The 21,224-nt window shown below is 57.6% G+C and carries 24 protein-coding genes and 1 pseudogene; 19 read left to right on the forward strand and 6 right to left on the reverse strand.

Translation table 11 applies throughout. From position 1 onward, the window contains the following. Positions 1-57: 57 nt before the first annotated feature. Positions 58-573 carry a helix-turn-helix transcriptional regulator gene (locus HJB83_RS26070; RefSeq protein ID WP_259671412.1) on the reverse strand — a complete coding sequence of 172 codons (516 nt, stop codon included), beginning with the start codon at positions 571-573 and terminating at the stop codon, positions 58-60. 131 nt (positions 574-704) lie between these two features. Here HJB83_RS26070 and HJB83_RS26075 point away from each other — a divergent pair, with 131 nt between their 5' ends. The 6 genes from HJB83_RS26075 (at position 705) to tnpC (HJB83_RS26100) (ending at position 6,402) form a co-directional block, all read left to right on the forward strand. Then, on the forward strand, positions 705-998 hold the full coding sequence (locus tag HJB83_RS26075) for a hypothetical protein (protein ID WP_221132864.1): 294 nt from the start codon (positions 705-707) through the stop codon (positions 996-998). Continuing rightward, positions 995-2,848: an AAA family ATPase gene (locus tag HJB83_RS26080; RefSeq protein ID WP_221132865.1), complete on the forward strand. Its 1,854-nt coding sequence runs from the start codon at positions 995-997 to the stop codon at positions 2,846-2,848. The genes HJB83_RS26075 and HJB83_RS26080 overlap by 4 nt, the downstream gene beginning before the upstream one ends. Positions 2,849-2,982: 134 nt before the next feature. Beyond that, positions 2,983-3,243: a ribbon-helix-helix protein, CopG family gene (locus HJB83_RS26085; protein ID WP_221132866.1), complete on the forward strand. Its 261-nt coding sequence runs from the start codon at positions 2,983-2,985 to the stop codon at positions 3,241-3,243. Positions 3,244-4,042: 799 nt separating this feature from the next. After that, positions 4,043-4,426: a transposase gene (locus tag HJB83_RS26090; protein ID WP_221132867.1), complete on the forward strand. Its 384-nt coding sequence runs from the start codon at positions 4,043-4,045 to the stop codon at positions 4,424-4,426. Further along, on the forward strand, positions 4,423-4,776 hold the full coding sequence (gene tnpB, locus HJB83_RS26095; RefSeq protein ID WP_221132868.1) for an IS66 family insertion sequence element accessory protein TnpB: 354 nt from the start codon (positions 4,423-4,425) through the stop codon (positions 4,774-4,776). Before HJB83_RS26090 ends, tnpB (HJB83_RS26095) begins: the two co-directional genes overlap by 4 nt. Before the next feature lie 69 nt (positions 4,777-4,845). Beyond that, positions 4,846-6,402, forward strand: coding sequence for an IS66 family transposase (gene tnpC / locus HJB83_RS26100; RefSeq protein ID WP_221132869.1), 1,557 nt, complete (start codon positions 4,846-4,848; stop codon positions 6,400-6,402). A 34-nt stretch (positions 6,403-6,436) separates the two neighbouring features. Here tnpC (HJB83_RS26100) and HJB83_RS26105 read toward each other — a convergent pair whose 3' ends face one another. Further along, entirely contained in the window at positions 6,437-6,973 is a 537-nt protein-coding gene (locus tag HJB83_RS26105) for a GrpB family protein (RefSeq protein WP_259671413.1), read from the reverse strand. A 132-nt stretch (positions 6,974-7,105) separates the two neighbouring features. Between HJB83_RS26105 and HJB83_RS26110 the strand changes: the two are divergent. The 5 genes and pseudogenes from HJB83_RS26110 to HJB83_RS26130 all read left to right on the forward strand — a co-directional run. Continuing rightward, positions 7,106-7,411: pseudogene (locus tag HJB83_RS26110) on the forward strand (transposase); the annotation flags it as partial. Beyond that, complete coding sequence (tnpB, locus tag HJB83_RS26115; RefSeq protein ID WP_221132871.1) at positions 7,408-7,761, forward strand: IS66 family insertion sequence element accessory protein TnpB; 354 nt, start codon at positions 7,408-7,410, stop codon at positions 7,759-7,761. The pseudogene HJB83_RS26110 and the gene tnpB (HJB83_RS26115), both read left to right, overlap by 4 nt. A 68-nt stretch (positions 7,762-7,829) precedes the next feature. Then, a complete protein-coding gene (gene tnpC, locus HJB83_RS26120; protein ID WP_221132872.1) occupies positions 7,830-9,374 on the forward strand; it encodes an IS66 family transposase in 1,545 nt (514 codons plus the stop codon). 68 nt (positions 9,375-9,442) lie between these two features. Continuing rightward, positions 9,443-9,826, forward strand: coding sequence for an NUDIX hydrolase (locus tag HJB83_RS26125; RefSeq protein WP_221132873.1), 384 nt, complete (start codon positions 9,443-9,445; stop codon positions 9,824-9,826). 120 nt (positions 9,827-9,946) lie between these two features. Next, positions 9,947-10,450, forward strand: a complete 504-nt coding sequence (locus tag HJB83_RS26130) for a GNAT family N-acetyltransferase (RefSeq protein ID WP_221132874.1) — start codon at positions 9,947-9,949, stop codon at positions 10,448-10,450. Positions 10,451-10,537: 87 nt separating this feature from the next. Here the strand turns inward: HJB83_RS26130 and HJB83_RS26135 are convergent, their stop codons facing one another. After that, entirely contained in the window at positions 10,538-11,086 is a 549-nt protein-coding gene (locus HJB83_RS26135) for a GNAT family N-acetyltransferase (protein WP_221132875.1), read from the reverse strand. Between the two features lie 299 nt (positions 11,087-11,385). Between HJB83_RS26135 and HJB83_RS26140 the strand changes: the two genes are divergently transcribed. The 3 genes from HJB83_RS26140 to HJB83_RS26150 all read left to right on the forward strand — a co-directional run bounded on the left by HJB83_RS26140 (position 11,386) and on the right by HJB83_RS26150 (position 12,775). After that, positions 11,386-11,835 carry a hypothetical protein gene (locus HJB83_RS26140; protein ID WP_221132876.1) on the forward strand — a complete coding sequence of 150 codons (450 nt, stop codon included), beginning with the start codon at positions 11,386-11,388 and terminating at the stop codon, positions 11,833-11,835. 20 nt (positions 11,836-11,855) lie between these two features. Further along, positions 11,856-12,059: a hypothetical protein gene (locus HJB83_RS26145; protein ID WP_221132877.1), complete on the forward strand. Its 204-nt coding sequence runs from the start codon at positions 11,856-11,858 to the stop codon at positions 12,057-12,059. 158 nt (positions 12,060-12,217) lie between these two features. Then, positions 12,218-12,775, forward strand: a complete 558-nt coding sequence (locus HJB83_RS26150; RefSeq protein WP_221132878.1) for a nucleotidyltransferase domain-containing protein — start codon at positions 12,218-12,220, stop codon at positions 12,773-12,775. 152 nt (positions 12,776-12,927) lie between these two features. Here HJB83_RS26150 and HJB83_RS26155 read toward each other — a convergent pair whose 3' ends face one another. Genes HJB83_RS26155 through HJB83_RS26165 form a run of 3 tightly spaced genes read right to left on the reverse strand, consistent with a single transcriptional unit; the run spans position 12,928 to position 14,947 of the window. Next, positions 12,928-14,085 carry a hypothetical protein gene (locus HJB83_RS26155; RefSeq protein WP_221132879.1) on the reverse strand — a complete coding sequence of 386 codons (1,158 nt, stop codon included), beginning with the start codon at positions 14,083-14,085 and terminating at the stop codon, positions 12,928-12,930. 9 nt (positions 14,086-14,094) lie between these two features. Beyond that, positions 14,095-14,622, reverse strand: coding sequence for an ImmA/IrrE family metallo-endopeptidase (locus tag HJB83_RS26160; protein ID WP_221132880.1), 528 nt, complete (start codon positions 14,620-14,622; stop codon positions 14,095-14,097). Next, positions 14,612-14,947 (reverse strand): helix-turn-helix domain-containing protein, encoded by a 336-nt coding sequence (locus tag HJB83_RS26165; RefSeq protein WP_221132881.1) that lies wholly within the window; start codon positions 14,945-14,947, stop codon positions 14,612-14,614. Before HJB83_RS26165 ends, HJB83_RS26160 begins: the two co-directional genes overlap by 11 nt. 240 nt (positions 14,948-15,187) lie before the next feature. Between HJB83_RS26165 and HJB83_RS26170 the strand changes: the two genes are divergently transcribed. From HJB83_RS26170 to HJB83_RS26190, 5 genes are all read left to right on the forward strand, one after another. Next, entirely contained in the window at positions 15,188-15,643 is a 456-nt protein-coding gene (locus HJB83_RS26170) for a multiubiquitin domain-containing protein (protein ID WP_221132882.1), read from the forward strand. After that, a complete protein-coding gene (locus tag HJB83_RS26175) occupies positions 15,618-16,808 on the forward strand; it encodes a ThiF family adenylyltransferase (protein WP_221132883.1) in 1,191 nt (396 codons plus the stop codon). Before HJB83_RS26170 ends, HJB83_RS26175 begins: the two co-directional genes overlap by 26 nt. Then, positions 16,805-17,239, forward strand: coding sequence for a DUF6527 family protein (locus HJB83_RS26180; RefSeq protein WP_221132884.1), 435 nt, complete (start codon positions 16,805-16,807; stop codon positions 17,237-17,239). The genes HJB83_RS26175 and HJB83_RS26180 overlap by 4 nt, the downstream gene beginning before the upstream one ends. Positions 17,240-17,277: 38 nt before the next feature. Next, positions 17,278-20,673, forward strand: coding sequence for a TM0106 family RecB-like putative nuclease (locus tag HJB83_RS26185; protein WP_221159692.1), 3,396 nt, complete (start codon positions 17,278-17,280; stop codon positions 20,671-20,673). A 291-nt stretch (positions 20,674-20,964) separates the two neighbouring features. Then, a partial coding sequence (locus HJB83_RS26190; RefSeq protein ID WP_221132886.1) for a transposase occupies positions 20,965-21,224 on the forward strand: 260 nt, incomplete at its 3' end.

A 21,224-nucleotide genomic window follows, 5' to 3' on the forward strand; every position in this document is an offset into this window, starting at 1 on the left:
CGTATGACAGTTGATCCAGCCGCCTCTCCCACTTTCATAGGCGGGCTGCGGGAGTGGTCAAGTAGATGAGTACTGCAGCCGCCAGCCATGCTGGGACGTAGGCTTTACGAATATCAGACCGCACTCTTCGAACGCCTTTTGTAGGAGATAGGCCTTCTCGGCTCTTACGGAGGCGTCACCTTTTTCAAGACGCCGGATCGTCGTGTGTGCGAGGCCTGACTTTCCACTCAGTTCCTCTTGGTTCATGCCAACTAGGATCCGGGCAGCTTTCAAAAGAGGACCTGGTAACGGATCGTAGATCTTAAACGCGCTTTCGGCCTTTTGGGGCGGAGGCGCGATCGTCCGACCAAATTCCAGTGCCCAAGCCTTCCCATTTTCCTGTTCGACGAGTGTGACACCCAGCACACTGAAATGCTCACGAAGTCTGGCAAGGGTCTCAAAGCTTACGAGATTGGATCCGTTTTCGATCCGATTGAGTGTGCGTGTGGATATGGCCGTTGCAGCGGCGACGTCCGACTGTTTCAAGTCCAGAACTTCTCGGGCTGCGTGAAGCAGCCTGTGCACGATTTCCATTCGACATCGATTTCAGGATTCAAAAGAGTTGACAACATGTTCGGGAATCAGCCACAAGACGGCGCCTAAGAGACACAAAACGGCGAATATCAAGCGCCCTCTTTCGTGTAACCACGGAGTGCGTCGAATCAATGAAAACCCACTTCACAGAAGATCTGGGCCGCCTGAAACGCCTTGTTGCAGATCTGGAAGAAGCGGGTTTGATCACCGCCCCGGCAATTATGGCGAGTCCTGTCTTGGACCGATGGATGCCTAACTTCCGGGTCGTGAGCTGCATCGAAGGAACAGTCGAGGGCCATCCTGCCCATCCGAATAGAGCGCGCGTCAAAACCAGTCAGCTCTTCGCTCTGTCTCAAGCCGAAGGCGAATCCTTCGCCCGTACTTTTAATCAGTGGTACCGGCTCGGATCGGAGAGAGTGAGATGAGGCGCCGGATCACGGCTGCGGCCTTTCGAGAAATCCGTAAAAGGCCAGGGGTGCTGGCCGCGAGTTGCGCGCTCCGGCGCGCCGTCCGTCACACCCCACAGTGCCGCGAGAACGCGCCGGGCGTCGTCGTGGTGATTGTTGACAAGGAATGGATACCTCGTTTCGAACGTGCCGCGGAGTTGCTTATATCCGGGCAGCATCGCGCGTTTTTCCGCGCCGAAACGTCCCGACACCAGGTAATCTCCTTCGAGACGGGATCGAAGCGCCGAACCGACATCGACGTGCTCCGCGCAAATGCGCAGACGATCGTCGTAACCGATAGCCACGATGCTCTTCCCTACAAGGTCAAGCTGGCCGCCGACGCGATCGTTGTTGTCGAAAAGCCAACTGCGCGGCATGTGATGGCCGTCCGAAAACTTACCGGCCGGCCCCAAGTCCGATTTGAGATCGCGGAGAAGCTTGTCGAGCAAGATTGGGCAACCATTGATGCACTTCTTTGCCGTCAATCGCTCGACGGGGTAGACTTCGGGCTGCTGTCGGCGGTCAAGGATTCACCGGCCTTTAATCCAGTGAAGCGGCTTAGTGAGATACCCGGTCTGGCGCCTGTTCGAGAGTGGGCGTCGGAGCTTGCGATCGATATTGCGGCCTGGCGAGCAGGGAGGCTTGCCTGGTCAAATGTGGATCGCGCGGCTTTGTTGATCGGTCCGCCCGGCGTGGGAAAGACCATGTGCGCTGGCGGCTTGGCTGCAGAACTCGGAATTCCATTGATTGCTACATCGGCAGGTCAATGGCAGTCGAGCAAGAGCGGCTACCTCGGAGATATGCTACGCGCGATGCGAGCTTCCTTCGAGGAAGCCAGATCTAAGACCAACGCAATTCTCTTCGTCGACGAACTGGATTCGATCGGCAATCGTGCGCACCACGGTAACAACATCTTCTATGAGAGCCAGGTCGTAAATACGTTCCTTGAACTGTGCAGTGTCTCTGCAGGCTGGCAGGGATTCATTCTGCTCGGTGCGACTAACCGCGTAGGTGACATCGACCCGGCAGTCCTTCGCGCGGGCCGGTTCGAGAAGCACATAGTCATAGACACGCCGTCTGCTCAGGAACGCGCGGCGATCCTTTCTCACCATCTCGATGGATTCGACGCCGAGCGTCTTCGGCGGTTTACGGATGTCCTTAAAGATTCCACGCCCGCCGAACTAGAGCGCCTTTCACGAGCGATCAAAAGACTCGCGCGCAACGAAAGCCGAGACGTCGAGCTTCAAGACGTTGAGAAAAGCATGCCATCGCGAGTGACGCTTTCCGACGAAGCACTCCAGCGAGTAGCGGTGCATGAAGTCGGACATGCGATCGTCGCAATAGCCTCTGGCTGGGTAACACATGTGGACGTCAGTTTGTCCGACACGCTGTTTGAGAAATATGAGGTCCAGTCGGCGGGACAGGTCCAATACGAATTCAAGGATTCGCTTTTGCCAACGGAAGACTTTCTAAGAGCTCAGATCCGTATCGCCCTTGCAGGTTTGGCGGCTGAGATGGTCGGGATCGGCAATCGAGCCACGGGCGGCGCCGCGTTCACAGGATCGGATCTCGACGTCGCGACGGGGATCGCGAAGCAAATGGTCGTGTCCTTCGGAATGGGAAGGATTCCGCGGTTCTACGCTAGCGCAGCCAAGGCAAGCTCTGAATTTTGGGTCCCGCCATCATTGTCGGCGGAGGTCGATGGAATCCTGATGGCGGAATGGAAAAATGCCATGGACATGCTAACGGCCGAGCGGAGCCATCTGATGAGCCTGGCGGCCAATCTCGTGGCTGAACGTAATCTCATTCTCACTCCAGCAGACATCTAGTTCGGCTTCCGCGGTAAGGCGCCGTCGACATGAACGACCCGTCGAGCGCCGTTCCGCTGCCGTGAAGATGTCACGCAATCCCCCATCAATAACCATTACTTGATCGACGACCACTTTCGACGAAGGAGAAGCCGATGAGAAAAATCACGACGTCCGGAACCATCGTCACTGTCAGGATTCCCGAGGATGTTCTGGCAGGTGTCGAAAACCTCGCCAGCGTTACCACGAAGTCGAAAGGCTTCATAATTCGCCGGGCGGTCGAAACATATATGCTCTACGAGGGGGCAGATATTTTCGAGGACGTCGAAGCTTGCAAACAAGCAGCCGCGGGAGCTGTGGTCGATCTCAGCGATATCGTCGCGCACTTGGATGAGGTTGTCGTTCGTATCGAGTGATGATCGGTAAACGTCAATCGTTCGAGTTTTTGTCAATCGACAGCACGCGAGTGCGATCCAGGAGCTGGGTCGTTGCTTTGTCTGGATATAGATTTGCACGGTGTTGTAACGCTGTCACTCCGCTCCAGGCACGGTCCACCGCGATGTTCCCTACAGCTAGCTCGAAGCCCCGTTCAAAGGCGTCCTCGATCTCTTCGTCACTTTCCAAAACGGAGCCAATTCTGGCCCGAAGTTCTCGCTTTACGTTCTCACGGAGCCTAGCGGACGGCCAACCTACTATGCGGTGCTGGAGGCGACCAGTGACCGCACCACAACAGCAATCGTCAAACGAGCCTATCGTCAGTATATCGATCAGTGATCCGACATGCATGCCGGGTAGACCTCGCCGGTTACAGACTTCCTCGATGAGTTCCGCCCGACGTTCCATGACGTCACGAATGGCTTGAAGCGAGCCGGGGTGAAATTTTGTTGGCGCGTGCATGACTACCTCTTGTTCCGATCTGATCATGGTCCGGGAGAACGACAGGCGGCGTCAACTGGAATCCTGAGAAGAAGGTCGCGACGATGGATTCGACTGCAGGCAGTGCTCTTTCGATCCTTTCTGCAAGCAAACCGGCTCGACCGGTTGACGTCCATTCCAGACGGCGCCACGCTTTTGGGATCGAAATTCAGGAGACCACGATGAAGCTCTACCACTACACGTCCGCAGCGCATCGTAACCGGTGTTCTGCCCCCACATTGCTCGCTGCCGCCTGATCTGTGATCGAGGTTTCCATGGATTAAGAACGGGAGTTTCTCCATGGAGTCTACGTTGGAGTTTCTCACAACCAGGAAGCCTGGACGTGAGGTTCACCGACATTGGCCTGATGAGGTCAAGGCGAAGATCGTTTCGGAAAGCTTGAGGCCTGGCACGACGGTCAATGAAGTTGCGCAGCGCTATGGATTGCGAGCGAACAGCCTTTCCACTTGGCGGACGATGGCGCAGCAGGGCAAGCTGATCCTGCCAGCACCGGAGGATGCGGTAGAGTTCGCGGCGGTGATCGTCGATCCGCCAGGTTCGGAACCGACGCCGACGGTTAGTCGCCCCGAGATCGTCTTCGGTCCCGTCACGATCCGCCTTGAGGAAGGGGCATCGACTGCCCGGATCGCCGCCATCGCGCGTGCCATGGCGGCAGCGACATGATCTTTCCGTCGAACCGCGTCAGGATCATGGTGGTGACTAAACCAGTCGACTTCCGCAAAGGGCATGACGGACTGGCGGCGCTGGTGAAGAACGAGTTGCACAAGGACCCGTTTACCGGAACGGTCTTCGTGTTCCGGTCGCGCAAAGCTGACCGTTTGAAGCTGATCTACTGGGATGGGAGCGGGATTGTGCTGGCCTACAAGCGGCTGGAAGAGCACACCTTCACCTGGCCCGGTATCAAGGATGGATTGATGACGCTGACCCACGCCCAATTCGAAGCCCTGTTTGCGGGCCTCGATTGGCGGCGGGTTCATGCCGTCCAGACGAGAACGCCGGAGGCTATCGAATAGCTGCGGCACGATGACTCAGGGCGACGGATTCCGAAGGCAAAACGAGCGGGATTTTGGTAGGTTCTGGCCATGCTTGATGCCGCCGATCTTCCCGATGATGTTGCCGCCCTGAAGGCGATGCTGATTGCGGCGCAGGCACGCGAAGTAGGCAAAGACGCCCAGATCGCCCGCAAGGATGAGCGGATCGAACGGCTTGAGAAGCTGGTTGCGGCCTTCAAGCAGGCAGCCTTTGGGCGCAAATCCGAGAAGACCGATCCTGAACAGTTCGATCTGGCACTGGAAGACCTGGAAACGGTCATGGCCGCGATCCATGCCGAGGATGAGGCGGATGCTCCTGCTGGGAATAGGATTACCAAGCCACGCGCGATCAATCGCGGCTCCCTTCCGCAGCATCTTACCCGTGTCGAAGAGGTCATCGAGCCGGAAAGCCTGGTCTGCGCCTGCGGCGGTTGCTTGCATTGCATCGGCGAGGATGTCTCCGAGCGCCTTGATGTCGTCCCGGCGCAGTTCCGCGTCATCGTCACCCGTCGCCCCAAATATGCGTGCCGTGCCTGCACCGACGGCGTTATCCAGGCTCCGGCACCAACATGGCTGATCCAGGCAGGACTGCCGACGGAAGCGACCGTCGCCCATGTGCTGGTTTCCAAATATGCCGATCATCTACCGCTCTATCGGCAGGCGCAGATCATGAGCCGCCAGGGCATTGACCTCGACCGATCCACGCTGGCTGACTGGGTTGGTCGGGCAGCCTATGAGCTGCGACCTGTGTTCGACGCACTGATTGCCGACCTGAAGCGCTCGACCAAGCTCTTCATGGACGAGACCCGTGCTCCGGTTCTCGATCCCGGCTCGCGCAAAACCAAGACCGGATACTTCTGGGCGCTGGCGCGGGATGATCGTCCTTGGAATGGCGGTGCTCCGCCGGGCGTGGCCTTCACCTACGCTCCCGGTCGGGGAGGCATTCATGCCGAACGGATATTGCAGGGCTTCTCCGGCATCCTGCAGGTCGATGGCTATGCCGGATACAACAGGCTGATCGGGCCAGACCGCATAGGGCCCGACATTCGGCTTGCGTATTGTTGGGCACATGCTCGTCGCAAGCTGGTGGAGATCACCCGGAACGGAACAGCACCCATTGCCCAGGACGGCGTCAAACGCATCGGTGAACTGTATCGGATCGAGGCCGAACTGCGAGGCCTTGATCCGGAGGCTCGCCTCGCCGGGCGACAGGGACGGTCTGCGTCACTCGTCGCCGACATGCATACGTGGCTCGTCCATCACCGTGCCGGTGTTGCGACGAAGTCCCCACTCGGCGAGGCTTTGGCCTACATCGCCAAATACTGGGATGGTTTGAATCTCTTCCTGACCGACGGACGCATCGAGATCGACAACAACAGCGTCGAGCGGACAATCCGGCCGATTGCCCTCAATCGGAAGAACGCACTCTTTGCGGGCCACGACGCCGGAGCCGAGAACTGGGCGACCATCGCGTCACTCATTGAAACGTGCAAACTCAATGCCGTCGATCCGCTGGCCTACCTTGCCAGCACTCTCACCGCCATCGTCAACGGCCACAAGCAGAGCCGGATCGGTGAACTGCTGCCTTGGAATTGCCTGGAACGGTGATATGTGCCCAAAGGCTTCTGTCGGCTCAGGCCGGTTATTTTGTGGTCGGTGGAGGCCCCATAACGGCATCGATGAAGGGAGCCTTTTGAGCGAGGTATTCTCCAATCCCGTGCTTGTTCTTAGATTCCAACTCCAGCTTCAGGTTCTGATACTCCTGCCGTAGATCATCATTCTGCCTGAGGAGGTCGCGGAAGCCCAGCATTCTGGAAATCTGCCAATGGCTCGTCAGGCAAACATGAACCTTATGCGTTCGGACGCCCCCAACATCGCGACGATAAAAATGGTGTCCGTCGGAGAGGTTCGAGCCCCGAATATATCCGAAAGATGACATTGCCTGACCAATTCCGGCTTCATCTCCGTGATCAGAGACGACCACGAGCACATCAATTTCCGGCTTCGCGGCAAGGCCAGGGACGGCTGTGCTCCCCACATGGTGAATTTCAATCGCCCTAGTACCGAAAACCTCTTCGAGACGAGCCCTTTCAGAATTGAACAGGTCAGGCCATCGCCTATCGTACTTCGAAATCGTGCTAGTCAACGCCATCATGACCTCCATGAGCAATGCGGTCATAAGTCAACACATGTGATCGTAGGTGTATGATCGCAACTGCCGCGAACCGCCGCCCCGTTCGCCGCAGTTTCCGAATCTGAATAACTTAATCTTGGTCAAGGTGCGAGCGAGACATCGCTTACTGTCAAAGCGCAAATCGTGTCGGAGAGTCTTCGGCCCGGTGCGAAGGTGAAGGAAGTCGCCGAACGCTTTGGATTGCGGGCGAACCGTCTTTCGACTTGGCGGACGATGGCCCGGCAGGGCAAACTTGTTCTACCTGCACCCGAGGACGCGTTGGAGTTCGCAGCGGTTGTTATCGATCCACCCGTTTCGGAACCACCAAGCAAACCGGTCAGCCGCCCTGAGGTCATCGTCGGTTCGGTCACCATCCGCCTGGAAGAAGGCGCGTCTGCTGCCCGGATCACGGCTGTCGCGCGTGCCTGCGCGGTTCCAGTATGATCTTTCCATCGAACCGGGTTCGGATCATGGTGGCCACCAAGCCGGTCGACTTCCGCAAGGGCCACGATGGTCTGGCGGCGCTGGTCAAGAACGAGCTGCACAAAGACCCTTTTACAGGGACAGTCTTCGTATTCCGGTCCCGGAAAGCGGATCGATTGAAGTTGATCTATTGGGATGGCAGCGGCTTGGTGATGGCCTACAAGCGGCTGGAGGAGCATACCTTCACCTGGCCAGGCATCAAGGATGGCCTGATGACACTGGGCCACACACAGTTCGAGGCGCTGTTTGCAGGTCTCGACTGGCGTCGGGTCCGTTCCGTGGAAACGAGAGCGCCGGACGCCGTCGAATAGATGCGGCACGGTGACTCGGGCGGCAAATTCTAACGGCGAAGCGAGGTTGGTTTTGATAGACTTTCACCATGTTGGATGCAGCCGCTCTTCCCGACGATATTGCTGCCCTGAAGGCGATGCTGATCGCGGCGCAAGCGCGTGAAGTTCGCAAGGATGATCGGATCGAGCGATTGGAGAAGCTGGTCGCCGCCTTCAAGCAGGCCGTCTTCGGCCGCAAATCCGAGAAGACCGATCCCGAGCAATTCGATCTCGCACTGGAAGACTTGGAAACGGCTATTGCGGCCATGCATGCTGAAGATGAAGCCGATAGCCCTTCGGCGAAGCCGCAGCCTAGAGCCCGAGCCGCCAATCGCGGCTCTCTGCCCGCTCATCTTCCTCGCGTCGAGGAGATTATCGAACCGGAAAGCCTGATCTGTGCTTGCGGCGGCGGCCTGCATTGCATTGGTGAAGACGTCTCCGAGCGGCTGGATGTCATTCCGGCGCAGTTCCGCGTCATCGCCACCCGCCGTCCCAAATACGCCTGCCGCGCTTGCACCGACGGTGTCGCCCAGGCTCCAGCGCCTGCACGATTGATCCACGCCGGGTTGCCGACTGAGGCGACCATCGCGCATGTGCTGGTTTCGAAGTACGCCGATCACCTGCCGCTTTACCGACAGGCCCAGATCATGAGCCGCCAGGGTCTCGATCTTGACCGTTCGACGCTCGCCGATTGGATCGGCAGGGCGGCGTTCGAACTTCGTCCGGTTTTCGACGCTCTGATCGCCGATTTGAAGCGCTCGACCAAGCTGTTCATGGATGAGACCCGTGCGCCGGTGCTCAACACCGGTTCACGCAAGACCAAGACCGGTTACTTCTGGGCGCTGGCCCGTGACGACCGTCCGTGGGGCGGAGGAGCGCCGCCGGGCGTCGCCTTCAGCTATGCTCCCGGTCGCGGTGGGCAGCATGCCGAGCAGATATTGCAAGGGTTCACGGGCGTCCTGCAGGTGGATGGCTATGCCGGATACAATCGCCTGATCGCGGCTGATCGTGTAGGTCCCGACATCCGATTAGCCTATTGCTGGGCGCATGCCCGCCGTAAGCTGGTCGAGATCACCCGTACTGGCACAGCACCGATTGCCGTTGATGGCGTGAAGCGGATCGGCGAACTCTATTGCATCGAAGCAGAGCTGCGCGGTCTCGACGCCGACGCTCGCCTCGCCGGGAGGCATGCGCGGTCAGCGCCATTGATCGCCGACATGCGGACCTGGCTCACGCATCATCGTGCCCGCGTCGCGGGCAAGTCGCCGCTCGGCGAAGCGCTCGCCTACATCGCTAAATACTGGGATGGCCTTTGCGTCTTCCTGACTGACGGCCGCATTGAGGTCGATAACAATACCGTCGAGCGAACAATCCGGCCGATAGCCCTCAATCGGAAGAATGCTCTCTTTGCCGGGCACGATGCTGGGGCCGCTAACTGGGCGACCATCGCCTCGCTCATCGAAACGTGCAAACTCAATGGCGTCGATCCGTTTGCGTATCTGACCGCCACGCTCACCTCCATTGTCAATGGCCACAAACAGAGCCGTGTGACTGAGCTTATGCCGTGGAACTTCGCAGCACGATCAAGCGACTGAAGTCTGTTTGCCCATTGCGGTCCTTCGATGAATCTTACACGTTTACACCACAAGCGATGGAGATGATTGTGACGGATATTGTATTGGCGGCATTCATCGAAGGCGATCAGGTGTTGATGGCCCGCCGGGCTGAACATAAGAAGCAGTTCCCACGACACTGGGACTTGATCGGCGGTCATGTGGAAGCGGAGGAAGCTGTAGAGGCTGCTCTCGTTCGAGAGGCCGAAGAAGAGGTCGGATTGATACCGACCATCTTCCGCGACGTGGGCACTTTCAATGATATCGGGACAGAAACTACGTATCATTTGTACGTTGTGACCGAGTGGTTGAATGGTCGGCCCAAACTGCTTGGCAACGAGCATTCTGAATTGACCTGGGTTCGCGTGAGCGACGCCACTTCTCTGCACCCTCTCGCACACCCGAAAATCATTTCAGCAGTTAATCTCGTTTGATCGAATGACCGGTGTTGGCGCGAAGCGGAAGACCGCAGTCGGCCCGAATTGGACGAAGACCTTTCACCTAATCGTCATGATGTGCGGGTTAAGAAGCAGCCGATAAGGTAGGTGGAGCTAATGCGAATTAGACGTGGTACCCCCGACGACTTCCAAGCGTTGCAAGCCGTCGAGTTAGCCTCTTTCGAAACGCTTCGGGAGGCTGGCGCGGTGAGTGGTGACGCAGCCGCTAGTAGCGACGAGGAACTGCAGCGGTTCCTCGATGACGACATGCTGTATGTCGCGTGCAACGAAGATGGTGCTGCGGTCGCCTATTCCGGAGGGTATGTCGTTGACGGATACCTCTATATCGGGGAGGTGGATGTTCTACCCGCTTTGCAAAGAAGAGGCCTTGGTCGAAGTCTCGTTACAACCTTGATCGAGGATGGTCGGCGCAGACGACTTGCAGGTGTGACATTGACCACAGACCGTTTTGCGCCTTTCAACGCCCCATTCTATTCGAGACTGGGCTTTAAGTTTCTGGAAGGCGAGGCCATTCCTCAGCACCTAAGGAGCAACCTCGACCGACAGGTTGCGAATGGGCTTGATCCCCTCCGTCGGGTGGCGATGGCTCTGCTGTTTTAACTATTCGCACGAACATGACTGCTCTTGGCGCGAAACCGAAGACAACCTTCGGCCCTAAGCCACCGTCCGCCTTTGCGAGTTCGAGGCCTAGCTATCCGACATCCATATTGTCTTTTCGGCAACATACAGCGTGTGCATCGCACTCGCGTCGGTCGGCAGATAATCGGGATGAGGAAATTCGCCGCCCTCAACTCTCGTCATCCCAAGCCGCTGCATCACGATTTCAGAACGCTTGTTCGCTAGTGCCGCAAAAGCGTAAACGCGGGGCACATCCAAGGTGCCAAATGCATAATCGAGAACCGCGCGAGCTGCTTCGGTCGCATAACCCTTGCCCCAATACTCGCGACCAAGCCGCCAACCCACCTCTAAAGCCGGACCAAATGGAAAATCATCACCTAGCCAGTGCAGGCCAATTGCACCGATCAACGAGCCGTCAGCGATACGCTCGGCAGCCCAGAAAGTTGGCTCGCCACCTTCTGAGAGCTGCGTCAGTCGATCAACGAAATCGCTGGTCTCAGACGCAGTCTTCGTGCCGCCGAGGAACTGCATCACTTCAGGATCAGCATGGATCACGCTCAGCAGGGGTTTATCCGCCTCTCGCCAATCCCTGAGATTTAATCGGTCTGTCTCAATCATGCTTTCCCTCATGGCAAACAGGCTTATCCCGCTGCCACAATATCATCGCGCTCTCTGCAAGTCATGATTTCAAATCTATCGAGCGGCAGCTTTTGGGATATCCCATGGATGGACTGAAAGACCGGAATGAGGTCAGGAAATGGCCTTAAATGAATGGTTCGAGGAAGTCCGCTATTGGCGCATTCTTGCCATCAGTTTCGCAGCGGTAGCCTTCCGAACTGCCTATCGTGCTTGCTCAACGTGCGAGGAAAACACCGCTTACAGCGCATCTTCGCGGAATCCACAAACATGGCCTCACTGTGGGCGACGTCATCACCAATTTCGAAAGATTCGAAGGCAAGATTGCCGTCTGGCTCACGGAGTCATCCAGTCCGGAAGGCCACGGGCTGAGCGGCAGCGTAGTGGACAAGAAGCAGTTTCGGCTGACCGTGGAGGTCGATCCCGAGGACGACCGCCTGTGGAGGTACGGCAAGTGGGCGGACGAGAACCTCGACATCATGACCCAGATGCGAATCCATTTGGCAGACGTCTGGAACTGCTGCTTCTGGTATCTCTTTTTCGGCTGGGTTCCGCCTGCGCGAATCCTTGAGGTCGTCTTGATGAAGACCGGACGTCCTGTCGAGAATTGGGGCGATTGCTATCCGGAGGACATGAGCGTTCGGCCGGTGTCGTACGAAGGTCGATTTGGATGGCAGCGGCGGATGATGCTTAACGTCCGCAAGTCCATGGAAATGCGGTTAGCGAGCTAAGGCGAGGGTGGAGCTTCCAGATGCCAGAACCCGTCAACGCAGCGGAACATCCAGCACCGTTTCTCCGCATACCTGAAGATGTCGTGAAGCTTGATCGCATGCTTCACGACCGTCTGCGGGGAACGTCGATGGAAAACGTGACGCCGGCGGCGCGGGCGCGTCTGGCTTTTGAGGTCTTGCAGTTGATTAGCGGATTGAACTTTGAGATCAGGGGTCAACGATAAGTTTTCCGCACCGCTGCACCGCCCACATTCTCGTCTCTGTCGATTCCCCTTCGGCCTCTAATATTGAGGAATGAATTCAATCCGCATTTCGAAGCCCGCTGAGCGCGCAAGTAAATTGATCCAGTTTTTGGTTCAATCAATCCAAGTATTGGTCCATCATGTCTTCAATCGATTTCCTGTTGTCTCGGCGTCAGCAGAAGATGCTCGCGGCACTGCTTATCGATCCTTGCAGGCAGTTCGGGACCAACGAACTCGTCGCTGTAGGAGGCCAGGGCATAGGTGCAGGACGGAACGTCACCAGGAGTTTCGAAGCGTCCGGTATTGTCATGAAGGCAGCACGCGGCTACCAAGTGCTCTACTCCATCAATAGGCAGCATCCCATCTATCCAGACCTTCGGTCGATTTGCATGAAGTCGTTCGGGCTGGCCGACGTTGTCGCACAGGAACTTCATTCCTTTCGGGACAGGATCGATTTTGCGTTCATCTTCGGCTCAATCGCCCGCGGCTCGGACGGCCCCGAAAGCGACGTTGACTTGCTGATTGTCGGCAACATCGACGTCTTCGAACTAGGGTCGGCACTGGAGAGGTTGCAAGGAACGCTCGGGCGCGTAATCGATCTCAATCTTCACACGCCGTCCGAGTGGAAGCGGCTTGCCAGCGACCGAGTGATGGATGCGATCATGAACGGGGCCAAGATAACGGTGATAGGTCCATGAGCCATTTGCAGAATGTACCGCCCCCGTCCTCGCGTAACCTAGGGTATCTGATTCAATTGAATACCTAGTTGGTCGAGCTCGAAAGAAGCCGTAAGTGCTCGCACAAACGCGTACAATCGGTCGATTCAGGCGGGTATCGCCGGGAGTCTAGCTCAGATCAGGCCGGACTTGCTCGCTAGCAACAATCGATCTGCTATTTCATTCAATCGCTCGTTGGCGAACTTGCCACCCCAGTCGTTGGCGTCGTTCAGATCAATCAGGTGGAACGCGGCAGCGAGATCACGATCTAGCGGACCTGAGAACGGCTCGAAGGCAGGCTTCACGTATTCGGCCGGCGGCTGACCTTTCGGAATTGCACGAAAAAGCTGGATAACCCTTGCCCGAAAATCAGGATTAGCAGAAAGATACGCAGCTCGCCGCACTATGTCCTCCGCATCAAGTCCCATGATCGGCATCGTCTCGTCGAAATCGGTCAGAATTGGGCACGTACTTACGCGAATTAGACCAACGGGCTTTGGTGCGGCCTGCAGCCGCTGTTCCAGCGTCTCATTTGCGAGGGCGGCGAGATCTATCGGATCGACGGCCAGGTCGTAGACGAAGCACTCGCGAGACGCGTCATCGGGAGTGACGAGCAGTGCGACGTGCCGGGTGTCCAAGCGGCTTCCGATCCTGCGCGTCAAGAGTACGACAGAGTTTTCTTCGAGGAAATGCCGGACGCTGGGCGCCTGGCTGAACCTCGTGCATGACGAGACGACGTGCGGCGCTCGGTCCGCAAGCAGCCGGCACAAGCCTAGCGCCAGATCGACGTCACATGACGACGATCCGCTGCGGTCCCCGGCAACGCCGTTCGCACGGGCGATCGCCTCCAGCTCGTATGCCGGCGTTCTGTCCTGGCCCCGAGGGATGACGATGCTGCCGGGGGCATGTACCGCGGCCATCTCGGCCATCCGGATCACGTCGGTCCTCCCACTCCCGGACGACGTGGTCAGGAAGGGATCGTGCAGAGTGAGGTAAAGCGCGCGGCGCAGGAAGCGGTCGCTCGACTGCATCGCGTCGCAGCCGACGAACACCGCGGGCGACCATTCGGCAAACTTCTGCGCCACCGCCCTCATCATCGTGTAATGCGAGGCGACGCTTCCGACGTCCGAGTCCGCCGAGGAGAGCGATCGAGGTTCCGTTGCATGCGAGACTGCTATACGGGCCAGTTCGGTGAACTCATGATTCGTACGGATAGCGGAGACCTCGAGCACCTTGTCGGTCAAGAGGTCCGGGCCGCTCGTGCGAATTGAGAAGAACACGTATCCGGTCATCTGATCCGCTCAGGAGAAATTCAGGCTGCGGATACGGAATTCTACGGCCTGCCTGCTCACCTTGAATTTTTTGGCCAAAGCCTCGAGTGGTGCCGAATCATCGATGTCGAACGACATCGATGCAAGTTCCTCCCTGAGGACGCCTGCGGGCATAAGTAGTGCGGCCGCGAACTTGTTGGCCTGGACTTCTATCGAGTCGCTGCCCGCGGATGAAAGCTGGTCCCGCATAAGGATCGGGAATTGTTTGTCCACGTGGACTACGTTCGACAGCAACGATCTATGCATCAGAAGATGGCCGATCTCGTGACCGATCGTGAAGCGTTGCCGGTTAGGATGGTGCAGCGCATTGACGCCGATGATCGGCACGCCGTCCTTGATGTAGATCATGCCGGAAAGCTCGTCATCCAACGGCGAAAACCTGAGCTGGGCACCAAGAGATTTCGCGATGCGTTCGACGGGTATCGGCCCCGTCTTGAGTCCCATCCCGTCGAGTACCTTCTGCGCTTCCAAGCGAGGATCTAGGAGTTCAGTCGTCATTTAGAGTGCCTTTAGAGGTAGACCCCATAAGAAGCTGATTTATCTGACTTTTTTGTAGGTCGTTTAAGTCGTCCGGAAGAGGCAGTTCTTCTAGCTCGGGCTTGCTTCCACTCCTGGGGAGAAGGTCCTCCGGAGACAGATTCAGCGCTTCGGCGAGCGCGTAGATCTGATGGACCATGATCTTCTGGCGGCCCGTCTCGATGTTTGCGAGCGACGCCCTCGATATTCCCAGCAAAGGAGAAAGCTCGGCCTGCGTCTTACCCAAGCTCTTACGCCGCCGACGAATCAGCTTGCCGATTTCAGGATAAATCCACTCGTGTTGCATGCCCCATTCTTAGGCGCTCACAACATTTTGGTCAACCTCACAAACATTTTGTGATTAATACAAACTAAAAATTTGTTTGCATTGTTGACAAAAGGAAGAGGCGGCGCTAGGTTCCGGTTACCGTCGGTCTTTGGACCCAGTCGCGAAGATGGTGGGACCGGCTCAGAACGAGCCGGGCATCGCGGAATGACTCCGCGAGCTGAGCGGACCGCGCGACGCGGTTCCAGCGAGGTGATGACCATGAGTGAAATGCAGAAGCGCGACGAGACGCGTATCCATATCGATCGCGAAAAGTACTCGTCTCCCACCCCAACGACGGGCGAAGCCTTGTACAAGCTGGGCGATATCGGGCCTCACAAGGAACTCTACCGAGAGGTTCCTGGCGATGGCGAAGACCAACTGGTTCCCCGCGACAATGCACGTCTCGATCTGAAGCAGGACGAGCACTTCTATAGTCAGAAGGCCGTGACCATCGTCGTGAATGGCGAAGCGAAGGAAACCTCCGAGATCCGGCTTTCGTTCGACGAAGCGATCGCTCTCGCGTTCGGTTCGGCTCCCACCGGCCCCAACATCGTATTCACGATCGCCTACCGCAAGGGACCGGCGCAGAACCCGAAGGGCACGCTAGTTAAGGGTGAGACCGTGAAGATCAAGAACGGGATGGTGTTTGATGTCACAGCAACCGATCGCTCGTAGTCCCGACCTTCAGCGCCTGCGCAATGAAGGCTACGACATTCTCATTGTCGCGGGTTTCCTGATCATGAAGAGCGTCCCATACCTCACCGCGGACGGGAAGGTAGCGTGGGGCGTGCTCATCTCGAACCTGGAGGTGGCGAACGACGCCACCGTTCAACCTCAGAACCATACTACCTACCTCGACGGGGAATTTCCCCACCATGCCGACGGTCGCCGCATTGAGGAAATTTATGCCGGAGAGACCAGCCTGGTCGTTTCTGAGACTATTACGGGGCGTCACTACCTGTCGGCCAAACCCCAACCCAGCCTCCGGTATAGCGACTATTTCCACAAGATGACCACCTACGCCGAGATTCTCGGCGTAGGTGCACGTTCGGTCGACCCGTCCGTGACGGCTCAGAATTTTGCTGTCGTGCATCCGGACGAGAAAGATTCGGTTTTCCACTACCAGGATACCGCATCGAGTCGCGCCGAGATTACAGAAGTGACGCGAAAGCTACGTCTCAACAAGGTATCCATAGTGGGCCTCGGGGGCACAGGTTCATATGTCCTTGACCTGGTCGCGAAGACGCCCGTCCGGGAAATCCACCTCTTCGATGGCGACGTCTTCCTTCAGCACAACGCCTTCCGGACGCCGGGCGCGGCTTCCGGCGAGGAGCTGGAGAGAAAGCAAAGCAAGGTATCCTACCTCCAGGGCATCTACAGCAAGATGAGGAAGGGCATCGTGCCTCATCCAGAAAACATGACGGATCAGCATCTGCATCTGCTCGAAGGCATGGAATTCGTCTTCGTCTGCATGGAAGGAACCGGCAAGCGGCCTATCATCGCCAAGCTGGAGGCTGAGAATATCCCTTACGTTGACGTCGGTATGGGTCTCTATCTAGCGAACGGCTCTCTCGGCGGTCTGGTCCGAACCACGACAAGCACGCCTGCCAGGCGGGGTCACGTCCATAACCTAGGCCGGATCCCGTTCGCGCAGGCAGACGAGAAGAACGAATACGACAAGAATATCCAGATCGCAGAGCTCAACGCGTTGAATGCAGCCTTCGCCGTCATCCGCTGGAAAAAGCTTTTCGGCTTTTATCTTGACCAGGAGAAGGAGCATCACAGCACCTATTCGATCGGAGGCAACGAGGTGACCAACGAGGACAGCGAGGAGCGATGAAAAGAGATTTTGCGATCGCCCACAAGTACGTGGAGTTCATCCCTGCAAAAAGGGATGAGCGCACCCTGTACATCTCGCTCGAATACGAGACCGCCGTCCACAACTGCTTCTGCGGATGCGGCTCCAAGGTAGTGACGCCGCTCAATCCGACAGGATGGCGGCTGTTCACCCATGGCGACAAGATATCGCTCCGTCCTTCCGTCGGGAGCTGGGGACTGCCCTGTCGCTCGCACTACGTCATAGATCGCGACGTCTGCAGGTGGGCCGGCGACATGTCGCAAACCGAGATAGATCGAGGCCGAATGAGGGATGAGTTCATTAGGGAGGAATATTTTGGTGCTTCCGGCAAACCCCGAAATGTGATCGAACAGCAACCAGAGGAAGCAAAATCGATCGGATTTTGGGCTTGGTTGCGTTCGCTGTTCCGCTAGCAGCAATCCATTGGCGACGAGAGAAATGGGGTGGTGAAGTGCGACTGATCAATGAGAAGATTGTCTTCTCCCCCTCGGATCTGGTGACCTTCTTCAAGTCGCCGTTTGCATCCTGGATGGACCGCGCTGCCTTTCACGACCGGGCATGGCTTTCCAGGATGGATCCCGAAGATCCGCTTATGACATCGTTGTCGAAACGCGGCTCCGACCACGAAACAGCCTACAATCTCAAGCTGGCGGAACAGGGCAGACAGCTCGTCGATATCGCCTCCGGCGATCCGAGCGCCATGTTCTTCGCTACTGCGTCGGCGATGAGGAACGGCGCAGACGTTATTACGCAGGGATATCTGCAACGTGGGCGGCTGGCTGGCATCGCCGACCTTCTGATAAGAGTACCCTTGCCCTCGAAGCTCGGTTCCTGGCACTACGAAATATGGGACACGAAGCTGTCACGAAGCATGAAGCCACAATATGCCGTGCAGCTATGCGCCTATGCTGACATGCTCGAAGGACTACAGGGCGTCCGCCCCGAGTCGATCTCCATCGTTCTTGGAAACTCCGAAAGGGTCGAACTGAAGACCCGGAGCTACATGGCGTTCTATCGGGGACTGCTCAAGCGATTCCTCGAGATGCAGGACGCCTTCGACCCAACAGCCATGCCGGATCCCGGCGCGAGTTCCGAGCACGGCCGCTGGTCGGAACTCGCGACTTCGCTTCTCGAGGAGAGAGACCATCTCAGCCAAGTGGCGACGATCACCAGCGGCCAAATCAAGGCCCTAAGCAAGGCCGGCATAATGACGCGTGCGGAACTCGCGAAATCGGAGATGGCGAGTGTTCCCAAGATCGGCGACGCGGTGTTCTCGAGACTTCGTAGACAAGCCGCTCTGCAGATCTCGTCGACAGGCAAGGAAAAGCCGGACTGGGAACTCGCGGCGCACGACAACGTCACGCCAACAGGCCTTAAGCTGCTACCACCGGCGTCACCAAATGACATCTTCTTCGACCTCGAGGGCTTTCCCCTCGTCGAAGGCGGGCTAGAGTATCTCTGGGGTGCGACTTATTTCGACCAGTTCAGCAACCGTGCGTTCCTAGATTTCTGGGCTCATGACCGGGACGAGGAAAAGTCTGCCTTTGTCTCATTCGTGCGCTGGGCCTACGCACGGTGGCTGTCGGACACCAGCATGCACATCTATCATTACGCGGCCTATGAGGTCAGTGCGCTGCGCCGGCTGATGGGGCGTTACGGGGTGATGGAATACGAGGTCGACCAGCTTCTTCGGAACAACGTCTTCGTGGACCTCTTTCAGATCGTCCGGCAGGCGCTGGTGGTGGGCGAGCCGCGATACTCGATCAAAAACATCGAACACCTCTATCGCGAAAAGCGCCAGACCGAGGTGGCGTCCGGCGGGGCGTCCGTGGTCGTCTACGAGCAGTGGCGCGAAAATCGCGACGGCGACGATTGGAGCACATCCAAAGTGCTGCGCGACATCCGGGACTACAACCGTGACGACTGCGATTCCACCGAAGAGCTGACCCGCTGGCTAAGGGCAGAACAACTCCGCGCCAGCCTTTCTTACGCCGGAACGGCGGAGGTGAAAGAGCCGCCACACAAGGAAGAACGTGACGAGACAGCGGAGTTTCGCGAAGTCCTACTGAAGGAGGCGGCTTTGCATGGTACGGGTCATCCGCCGAGCGCGTTGCCGATCGAGCTGCTTGCTCATTCACTCGACTTCCACGAACGGGAAAACAAGCCGGTCTGGTGGCGCTATTTCGACCGCCAGGGAATGAGCGAGGCTGAGCTGTTCGATGATCCGGACTGTTTGTCCGGTTTGCAAAGGACCGCGAGTGCGCTGATAGAGCAGGGCGGACGCAGCAACAAGGCGTCCTATGAGTATTTCTTTAATCCCGACCAGGACTTCAAGAATGGCACGAGCGGCTACCGGATTATTGGAGTGGACGCACCGGAAGTCTCGATTGACCGTTTGGATGAGGACAAAGGGAGGGTCTGGCTGAAGGCCGGATTTGTTCCGCCGGATCGCCTGTCTCTGGTGCCCTTGGACTTCGTCAATCCGAAGCCAATTCCGGCAGCGATCGCACGCGCTGCGCAACGAGCGAAAGCTACCGCTTTCGCGCCTTCCGCGCTTATCGATTTTCTCGGAAGGTCGCGTCCTCGGATCGTCGGCAACCAGGATGGGCCAATCATCCGAAACCCGGAAGCGCTTCAAGCGGAAATAGACGATGCCATCCGCAATCTCAATGAGTCTTGCCTCTGCATCCAGGGGCCTCCAGGAGCGGGCAAGACCCATGCGGCAAGCCGTGCGATCCATGCACTTTTGATGGCGGGAAGGAGCGTGGGTGTCACATCCAACAGCCACAAGGCCATTAACCTCCTCATTTCTGGAGTGTTGGACTATGCGGACGAAGAACGCGCACCAGTTTCGGTCATCAGGATCGATTCCATTTCCGACCGCGAGCTCACGGTCTACGGGAGGCGCGGCGTGAGCGTGGTCAAGAACGCGACAGAAGCAAGCTCACGACTTCGTTCAGGGGCCGTCGTGGTCGGCGGCACTGCCTGGGCATACTCGCATGCGGACATGGAAGGGAAGTTGGACTATCTGTTTGTTGATGAGGCCGGCCAGGTATCGATTGCCAACCTGATCGGCATGAGCACTGCTACCAGAAACATAGTTTTGATGGGCGACCAGATGCAGCTAGGCCAGCCCATACAGGGAAGCCACCCCGGCAGCAGCGGGATGTCGCTACTCGAGTTTTATATGGAAGGACAAGCGACCATACCCGTTGATCAAGGCGTGTTCCTTCCGACGACACATCGAATGCATAGCCATCTTTGCGGCTTCATTTCTAAGGCGATCTACGAAGGAAGGCTGACGAGCGAGCCGAAGACTGATCTCCGCTTCGTGGAACCCGCCGGTCCGCTGATCACAAAGGGGACAGGCATCGTTTTCCACCCTGTACCACACGTCGGCAACACCCAGGCGTCCGACGAGGAAGTTGAAGCGATCGTAGCCCTGACGAAGGAATTGCTCTGCTCATCGTACATGCCGGGTGGTTCCCACAAGCCAAGATTGCTGTCCTTAGACGACATTCTGTTCATCACTCCGTACAATCAGCAGCGCCGGAAACTCCAAACTGCACTGGGTGCTGGCGCCAAGGTTGGGACCGTCGATAAATTCCAGGGGCAGGGCGCTCCGGTGGTGATCTTGTCGATGTGTACCTCGGATGTGAACGAGAGTCCGAGGGGAATGGAGTTTTTGTTCTCGAAGAACCGGCTGAACGTGGCGATTTCAAGAGCGGAGTGCTTGGCGATCGTCGTCGCAAGCCCTGGTCTTGAGGCGTCCTCAGTATCAACCCTTATGCAAATGGAACTCGTCAATCTGTTCCAGGAACTTATGGAGGCGGCAGTCGATCGGTGATCCATAGCGGCAGATAGCAGACTGGCGACGAGCCATCAGCTTTCTCGAAAACCGGCCGGAAGTCGACCCGACCCGCATCGGTCTTTGGGGTTACAGGTATGCCGGGGGGCCACGCCATCATTCTGGGGGGCTGAGGCGCATCATCCGGACGCGCTGCCCGCACTCGAGGCTGCGTCGGGACATGTCTTACCGCAGAGTACGATCATGCGTAACCGGTGTTCCGCTCCCACGTTGTCCTCGCCGCCCTGATCTGTGATCGCCTATCCATGGACGAGCAACGGGAGTTTCTCCATGGAGAATACATTGGAGGTTCTCACGACCAGGAAATCTGGTCGTGAGGTTCACCGGCACTGGCCGGATGAGGTGAAGGCGCAGATCGTTTCGGAGAGCCTTCGGCCAGGCGCGATGGTCAATGAGGTCGCCAAGCGTCACGGCCTGAAGCCGAACCACCTCTCGACTTGGCGAACGATGGCGCGGCAGGGAAAGCTTGTACTACCTGCACCCGAGGATGCGGTAGAGTTCGCAGCGGTGATCATCGATCCGCCCGCTTC

Origin of the sequence: Rhizobium sp. NZLR11 (genome assembly GCF_019685115.1) — a bacterium.
In the GTDB taxonomy this organism is placed as follows: Bacteria; Pseudomonadota; Alphaproteobacteria; order Rhizobiales; family Rhizobiaceae; genus Rhizobium.